Here is a 7,271-nt window from a genome sequence, read left to right on the forward strand (position 1 = left end):
TGACTCCTTCCTGCATTTTTGGCCCCGCTGGGCCACCCCAGCTTACTCCGCGACCTCGCTGGTCTGCTTGTGAACGACCCTCGATTGCGGCCCCTCGAATGAGCGGGTCAGCACGAACCAGACAGAGGACGTTGAAGCTCGCCATTGTGGGGCGGGGGTGCGGTGGATTGACCGGATTGCGATCGAGTAGCACGCCGGCCCATCCACACCACCAGCACCACCCCCGCTGCCAGCAACCCGGCGATCCCGCCAAACGCCACCGAGTCCGACCACGTCGCCGCGACAAACCCGAGGCACAGCGGCGTCGGCAGCCGCAGCGCCCCAGCCACCAGCGAGGCCAGGCCCAGCGCATCGGCCGACCGCTGCGGCGCCTGCCGAGCCACCAGCGCGAAGCAGCACGGCACGACACACGCCGTCCCCGCCCCCACCAGCGCGAAACCGAGCACGCTGCCGGTGAATCCCTCCGCCATCGCCACTGCGGCAAAGCCGAGCGCGGCCAGCACCAGCGACACGGTGATGACGCGGTGGTCATCGAAGCGCCGCCGCAGCCGGTCACCCAGGCTGCGCACGGTGGCCTGACAGCCCGCGAACAGCGCTGCCCCGGCGCCGGCCAGCGCCGGGTTCGGCTGCGCCTGCTGGGCCAGGAACTGCGCCGACCACATCTGCGCGGTGATCTCGGCCGCGATGGTCACGCCCAGCACCACGCCGAGCAGCAGCACCGGCAGGCCGAGGTGGTGCCGCGACGGTGTCGCCTCAGCCAGGCCATCGACGGGCGCCGGCACCACGGCCGCCCGGGGCGGGATCCGCGTCAGCGCCCACACCACCGGCCCGATCGACAGCGCCGCCAGTCCCGCGCAGGCCAGCGTCCCGAACAGGCTCGCCGTCACGCTGCCAGCGATCGCCCCCAGCGCAAACGCGCCCGACGCCGCCGCATGCATGCGGATCAGCACCGGCCTGCCCGCCTCGCGCTCCAGCGCGGTGCCGTCGGTGTTCATCGCCAGGTCGATCGTGCCGGCGGTCAGGCCGAGCGCGAACAGACTGGCCATCAGCCACCACGAGGAGCCTGCGGCAAACAGCGCCACGAAGGTCAGCGCGTGCAGCACCAGCACGCCCCGCATCAGCCGCCGCACCTCGACCCGGCGCAGCAGCCGCCCGCCCGCGGTCATCGCGCCGACGTAGGCCGCGCTGTGCAGCGTCAGCGCCAGCCCGAGGCCGGCGGTGTCGAGACCGGTCTGGCGCATCAGCGTGGGGATCGCTCCCGCGAACAGCCCGAGGCCGAAGGCGAACGCGAAGAACACGCCCGTGAGAACCCGCCGCGGCGACGGATCAGTCATCCGGCAGCAGGTGCGGGTTCCAGACGACTTCCCACAGGTGCCCGTCCGGGTCCTGGAAGTAGCCGCCGTAGCCGCCCCAGAAGGTGTCCTGCGCCGGTTTGACGATCACCGCGCCGGCAGCTGCGGCCTTTGCCATCACCGCATCGGCCTCCTCGCGCGAACGCACGTTGTGGCCCAGGGACAGCTCGGTGGCGCTCGGCGGCTGCAGCGGCAGGCCGGTGTCGTGGGCCAGGCTGCGGCGCGGCCACAGCGCCAGCTTCAGGCCGGGCTGCAGGTCGATGAAGACCACCGCGCCGTGTTCGAACTCGGTGCCGAAGATGCCGGGTGTCGCGAAGCCCAGGCCGTCGCGGTAGAAACGCAGCGCGCGGTCGAGGTCATCGACGGCCAGCGTGAGGACAGTGAGGCGGGGTTTCATGGTGTGCGGGTGCTCCGGATGCCGTCGTCGAAGTAGGCACGGGTGTTGACGTGCACCGCGTCACTGGCGCGCAGCGCGTCCACCGGCCACCACTGCAGCGCGCTGTGCTGGCTGTCGAGCGAGCGCACCGAGTCCTCGCCCACCGTCACGGCGTAGGCGAGCACGACGTAGTGGGTCGTCACGTCCTCGGTGCCGGAGAAGTTGTCGGGGTAGAGGTGCTCGAACACGCCCAGCGGCCGGGCGGCGACCTCGTCCGGCTGCAAGCCGAGTTCGGCCGCGGCGATGCGGCGCAGCGCGTCGGCCACGCGCTCGTCCTTGAGGATGCGCCCGCCGGGGACGAACCAGGTGCCCTGCGCCGGGCGGTTCTGGCGCAGGCCCAGCAGCACCTCGCCGCGCGCGTTGCGGCAGACGAGGTCGATCGACACCAGCGGGGTGTGGCGGACGACGCTCAGCAGGGTGTCGTGGGGGAGGTAGTGGCGGTGGCGGGGGGTTGGCGGCGCGGTCATGGAGGCAAGTATTGCGGATCGCGTCGATAATTTTCGAAACCGAGGGCCATCCCATGACGACATTCGAGACCGCACGCTCACCCGACATGCTGGAGCACAGGCCCGAAGCGCGCGCATTCAAGATCGAGGATCTGATGCTGGAGATCCGGCGGGGCCGGCTGCGCATTCCCTCCTTCCAGCGCCGATTGGTCTGGGACCGCGAGGATGCCCGCAAACTGGTGGACAGCCTGTACCTGGGCTATCCGGTGGGTACCTTGCTGCTTTGGGAAACGTCGGCGCCGGCCGATCAGATGCAGTGGGGCGGCCTGCGTCTTCATGCCGAGGCCAGACCGGACGCCCTGCTGGTGGTGGATGGTCAGCAACGCCTGGTATCACTGGCGCGCATCCTGCTGACCACCGACGACGATGCCGACCATTTCGCCCTGTACTTCGATCTCGACCGCAAAGCCTTTGTCCTGCCTCCCTCGCCGGGCAACCTTGAAGACGACCCCGCCCGCTGGTTGCCTCTGAACCGTCTGCTGGATTCGGAACAGTTGTTCGAGTGGCTCTACGAACGCGAACCCAGCCGTGAGCGCCGTGAGCGGGCACTGCAACTCGGCAAACGCATCCGGGAGTACGACCTCCTGGCGCAAGTTGTCCGAGACTGCAGTGAAGCGACATTGGGTGAAATCCGCGAGAGGATCCATTCGATGGGTGCGCGAATCCATCCGCAACAAATCGAACGGGCGGTCTCGCAAAGCAAAGCACTCGCAGCATTTGCTCCGTTGCACGACCACACGACCGCCATCATTCGCTTCCTGCGCCAAGATGCAGGCGTACTGGATTACACCTTGCTGCCTGGTAGTGCAACGCTGGTCAACACACTGGGCAAGTTCTTCCGTCACCACCCGCGACCTCGACCACGATCAAGAGAACTGCTGGCCCGCTGGCTCTGGCGCAGCGCACTCAGTGGTGCGTCCCCCTCGGCCCTGGGTCTGATCGATCCCGCCGACGAAGAAGGATCGGTTCAACACCTGCTCGACCGGGTTGAAATCCAACATCCGGCGTTGCCGTCGGTCGCCGATTCGTTCAATGTTCGCTCGGCCTCCAGCAAGCTGCAGGCGATGGCACTGCTGGAACTGCAGCCTCGCGACCTAGCGTCCGGTGAGCCGATTGACATGGGAGTGCGGTCAACCTTCGTCATGGTCCTGAAGGGGCGACAGACCAAGGGCGATCTGGCGCGGTCCCTGGCCAATCGACTGGCACATCCAGCGCGATCCGGACTGCGCAAGGCGCTGCTGCAGGTGACCCATACACCCACGCTGACCTCACACGGCATCAGCCCCGAAGCCTTCTTGGCGCTGCAAACAGGTGACAACCAGCGATTCCTGGCCTTGCGCGCCGCAACCTTGCAGCAGCACTTCGGGCAGGTGTTCGCCCGGCACGCACGCTGGGATGCCTCGGATCGCCCGTCGCTCGCCTCGCTGGTCATATCCGATGACGAGGAGGACACATGACACGCACCGTCAAACGCCTGCGTGTGCTGCTCGGCGATCTGCCCGTCGGGAGGCTGACGCTGGACGACGCGGCGCGCTGCGAGTTCCACTTGCTGGAGTCCTATCGCCACGGCCATCCCCGACCCGTGCTGGGCCAGTGCTTCGAGGACGATCTCGATGCGCGCCGCCGGGCGCTGTCCAGACTGCCCGCGTGGTTCTCGAACCTGCTGCCCGAAGGCGCGTTGCGGGAGCTGGTCGCACGGGATGCAGGCGTCGAGCCAGCACGGGAATTCCGGCTGCTGGAACACCTCGGCGACGATCTGCCGGGGGCGATTCGGGTCGTGCAAGACGATTACCCTGCAGCGCGGATGGGCGCCGAGTCTACGGACGCACTGGAGGAACCGGGGGCCAGCACACAGAAGGACAGCGCCTGGCACTTTTCGCTGGCCGGCGTGCAGCTCAAGTTCTCCGCACTGCGCAGCGACCGCGGCATGACGATCCCCGTCTCGGGTCAGGGCGGAGACTGGATCCTCAAGCTGCCCGACCTGCGCTATCCCGGCGTGCCGGCCAACGAACACGCGACGATGCGCTGGGCCGCCGCGAGCGGGATCACCATTCCCGAGATCGATCTGGTGGACATCGGACAGGTGAGCGGGTTGCCGGCCACAGGCATCCCTCGGCAGGAAACGCAAGCCTTTGTCATCCGTCGCTTCGATCGTCCCGCGCCTGGCGAGCGCATCCACATGGAGGATTTCAACCAGATCCTCGGCCTGTACCCCGAGCAGAAATACGACCGGTTCAACCACGAGACGATCGCCCGGCTGACGCTGGTGCTGACCGGCGCCGCGGGGCTGGAGGAGCTGGTCCGCCGCTACGTGTTCATGCTCGCCAGCGGCAACGGTGATGCCCACCACAAGAACTGGACACTGGTCTACCCGGACGGCGTGCAAGCGACGCTGTCGCCCGCCTATGACCTGGTGTCCACCATCCAGTACATGCCCAACGACAAGCTGGCGCTGAATTTCGGCAGGTCCAAGCGGTGGGAAGACATGGGGCTGGACACCTTCCGCCGGCTGGCGCGGAAGATCGACTTCGACGAGGCGCAGATCGTCGAATGGACCCGGCAGGCGGTGGCCGTCACGCGCGAGGCATGGACGACATCGGCCGGCGACTTCGGCTACGACTCGGTGGCTCGGCAGCGGATCGAGCAGCACATGGGTCGGGTGCCGCTGTTCTCGATATCCTGAAGAAGTTTCAACTAGAAACATTTTGATCGCCGATCGCTGAAGCGGCCGTCCAGTCGGCCCCCGGGCATCCGCCAGAATCCCTTTCAGGCAGACATAAGTAAGGGGAGGCGGCGGCATGGCGGACAACACTGCGACAGCGACATCAGGCGTACGGGTCTTCGTCTCCTACGCCCACCACGACAAGGCGTTGATGGAGTCGCTGCTGCGCAACCTGTCGTCGCTCAAACGCAGCGGGCTGGTGTCGATCTGGGACGACCGCGAGATTCCACCGGGCGATGCCTGGGCGGACGTGATCGACGAGCGGCTGAACCAGGCCGACGTGGTGCTGCTGCTCATCAGCGCGGCGTTCATCGACTCGCCGTATTGCTACGGGCTGGAAATGAAGCGGGCGGCCGAGCGCAACGCCGATGAGCCTGACCGTGCCGTGGTGATCCCGGTGATCCTGGAGAACTGCGACTGGGAGGCGCTGGCGCCGTTGAAGGCGTGGCATGTGGTGCCGACGCGGCTGGGGGATAAGGGCGTGTCGTCGTGGCCCTCGCCTGCGGACCACCACACCGCCGTGGCCAAGGATCTGCGCAAACGCCTGACGGGCCTGATCGACGCCGACAGCACGCTGTGGCAGCGCACGACGCGCCGGCTGCGCGACCCGCTGTGGTGGCAGCAGCCGGCCGTGTGGGGCGCGGGGCTGGTGGGGCTGGTGGGGCTGACGGCGGCGGGGTGGATGTGGCAGGCGGCCCGCGAGGCAGTGGCGCTGGAGGTGTCGGCGGCAGAAAACGCGCTGCGCTCGGGGCGCTATGACGAGGCCCAGGCCAGCCTCGCGGCGCAGTGTGGGCGCTGGCTGGTCGGCGAGCCGGCGTGCTGGGCGCAGCAGAAGGTGACGATCACGCAGGCGCTGGCGCAGCCCGACGCGGTGGACATCGAGCGGTTCAGCCAACAGGTACGGCAGCTCCAGGCGCAGCGGCCGGAGGATCCGGATGTGCTCTATCTCGGCGGGGCGCTGGCGATTCTGGGCAGCAGCGGCACGGCCCAGGAGCGCGCTGCGGTGGACGCGCAGGCGGAGAAAGACATTCATCGGGCGATCGAGCTGGCGCAGGGCAAGTTCCCGGAGGCGAATTTCTACCTCGCCGGTCTGGCGCAGGGCAACGGGCACTTCGAGCGGGCGGTGGAGTTGCTGAACCGTGCGATCCACAGCAACTCGCACGGGCCGCATTACCTCAACGCCCGCGCCGCAGCATTGACTGCGCTGGGTCGATTGGATGAGGCCGCCGAGGATTATCGGAGCAGCGCGCAGCAAGGCTTGGTGGCCTCGCGGGTGGACGGGGCGGTGGTGATGTGGCGGCGCGGGCAGTGGACAGCGGCCGTGGCGCAGCTCGACGCCGCCCGTCAGGCATTGGCGCCACCCAAGGCGCTCACTGGCCGCAACGCGCTGCCGTGGGTGTACGACCTGCTTGGCAAAGACCCGCTCACGCTCAAGACGGCGGCGGACAAACGCTGTCTGGCCGCGCTGATGCTGGACGTGGCGCAGCGGCTGGCAGCGGGCGACGGGGCGGGCGCGGCGCCGCTGAGGCTGGCGGAGGATTGCGGCGTGGATCAGCGGGCGGGGGTGCCGCTGGCGGTGGCGGAGATGCTTGCGCCGGTGGCCGAGGGGCAGGCGGTGCGACAGGCACTGATGGGGTTGGCAAACGCAAACGGGGGTGGGGCATGACGACGAGACGATGGATGCGGCTGTGGGCGCTGCTGGTGCTGTGGTGGCTCGGCAGCGCGCAGGCGGGCGAGCCGACGACGCAGCCGCTGTTGCGGCTGGAAACGGGGATGCACACGGCATCAATCAGACGAATCGCAACCGACGCGACGGGCCGCTGGGCTGTCACGGTATCGCATGACAAGACCGCAAGGATCTGGGATTTGGCAACGAGCCGTCTGCTGGGCGTGCTCCGCGTGCCGCAGGAAAATGGCAGGGAAGGCAAATTAAACTCTGTCGCCATATCTCCAGATGGAGAATATATAGCGGTTTCAGGTCAAACAACCATAGGTTCTGAAAAAGGTAATGTTATCTATATTTTTGAACGTTTAACTCAAAATCAAAAAATGCGTGTCACCAATATATCAAGTATTGTTACATCCCTTGCTTACTCACCTGATGGGCGTTGGATCGCGGCTTTGTTGCACAACCCACCCAGCCGGCCGGTGGTCGAGCGGTGAGGTAGGCTGACGGGATGAGCAAGCCGGCGAAGAAGAAGTACACGACGAAGAACTGGTCGCCCTACACGAAGGCGCTGAGAGCCAGGGGGTCG

The 7,271-nt window shown here is 67.3% G+C and carries 7 protein-coding genes; 4 read left to right on the plus strand and 3 right to left on the minus strand.

Annotated elements, in window-relative coordinates; translation table 11 throughout:
* Window positions 1-107 precede the first annotated feature (107 nt).
* Genes RMP06_RS00180 through RMP06_RS00190 form a run of 3 tightly spaced genes read right to left on the minus strand, consistent with a single transcriptional unit; the run spans window position 108 to window position 2,255 of the window.
* Complete coding sequence (locus RMP06_RS00180) at window positions 108-1,334, minus strand: MFS transporter (protein WP_310459755.1); 1,227 nt, start codon at window positions 1,332-1,334, stop codon at window positions 108-110.
* A complete protein-coding gene (locus tag RMP06_RS00185; RefSeq protein WP_294000296.1) occupies window positions 1,327-1,749 on the minus strand; it encodes a VOC family protein in 423 nt (140 codons plus the stop codon). The genes RMP06_RS00180 and RMP06_RS00185 overlap by 8 nt, the downstream gene beginning before the upstream one ends.
* Window positions 1,746-2,255 (minus strand): GDP-mannose mannosyl hydrolase, encoded by a 510-nt coding sequence (locus RMP06_RS00190; protein WP_310459756.1) that lies wholly within the window; start codon window positions 2,253-2,255, stop codon window positions 1,746-1,748. Before RMP06_RS00190 ends, RMP06_RS00185 begins: the two co-directional genes overlap by 4 nt.
* 53 nt (window positions 2,256-2,308) lie before the next feature.
* Between RMP06_RS00190 and RMP06_RS00195 the strand changes: the two genes are divergently transcribed.
* The 4 genes from RMP06_RS00195 (at window position 2,309) to RMP06_RS00210 (ending at window position 7,179) form a co-directional block, all read left to right on the plus strand.
* Window positions 2,309-3,751 carry a DUF262 domain-containing protein gene (locus RMP06_RS00195; protein WP_310459757.1) on the plus strand — a complete coding sequence of 481 codons (1,443 nt, stop codon included), beginning with the start codon at window positions 2,309-2,311 and terminating at the stop codon, window positions 3,749-3,751.
* Entirely contained in the window at window positions 3,748-4,977 is a 1,230-nt protein-coding gene (locus RMP06_RS00200; RefSeq protein ID WP_310459758.1) for a type II toxin-antitoxin system HipA family toxin, read from the plus strand. The genes RMP06_RS00195 and RMP06_RS00200 overlap by 4 nt, the downstream gene beginning before the upstream one ends.
* Before the next feature lie 115 nt (window positions 4,978-5,092).
* Complete coding sequence (locus tag RMP06_RS00205) at window positions 5,093-6,682, plus strand: TIR domain-containing protein (RefSeq protein ID WP_310459759.1); 1,590 nt, start codon at window positions 5,093-5,095, stop codon at window positions 6,680-6,682.
* Entirely contained in the window at window positions 6,679-7,179 is a 501-nt protein-coding gene (locus RMP06_RS00210) for a WD40 repeat domain-containing protein (RefSeq protein WP_310459760.1), read from the plus strand. Before RMP06_RS00205 ends, RMP06_RS00210 begins: the two co-directional genes overlap by 4 nt.
* Window positions 7,180-7,271: the final 92 nt, after the last annotated feature.

Origin of the sequence: Sphaerotilus sp., from assembly GCF_031429695.1 — a bacterium.
Taxonomy (GTDB): domain Bacteria; phylum Pseudomonadota; class Gammaproteobacteria; order Burkholderiales; family Burkholderiaceae_C; genus Sphaerotilus.

Bases quoted from the DNA above. Each gene is read 5' to 3' on its own strand.
- RMP06_RS00180 (WP_310459755.1), bottom strand. From the start codon at position 1,334: ATGACTGATCCGTCGCCGCGGCGGGTTCTCACGGGCGTGTTCTTCGCG.
- RMP06_RS00185 (WP_294000296.1), bottom strand. From the start codon at position 1,749: ATGAAACCCCGCCTCACTGTCCTCACGCTGGCCGTCGATGACCTCGAC.
- RMP06_RS00190 (WP_310459756.1), bottom strand. From the start codon at position 2,255: ATGACCGCGCCGCCAACCCCCCGCCACCGCCACTACCTCCCCCACGAC.
- RMP06_RS00195 (WP_310459757.1), top strand. From the start codon at position 2,309: ATGACGACATTCGAGACCGCACGCTCACCCGACATGCTGGAGCACAGG.
- RMP06_RS00200 (WP_310459758.1), top strand. From the start codon at position 3,748: ATGACACGCACCGTCAAACGCCTGCGTGTGCTGCTCGGCGATCTGCCC.
- RMP06_RS00205 (WP_310459759.1), top strand. From the start codon at position 5,093: ATGGCGGACAACACTGCGACAGCGACATCAGGCGTACGGGTCTTCGTC.
- RMP06_RS00210 (WP_310459760.1), top strand. From the start codon at position 6,679: ATGACGACGAGACGATGGATGCGGCTGTGGGCGCTGCTGGTGCTGTGG.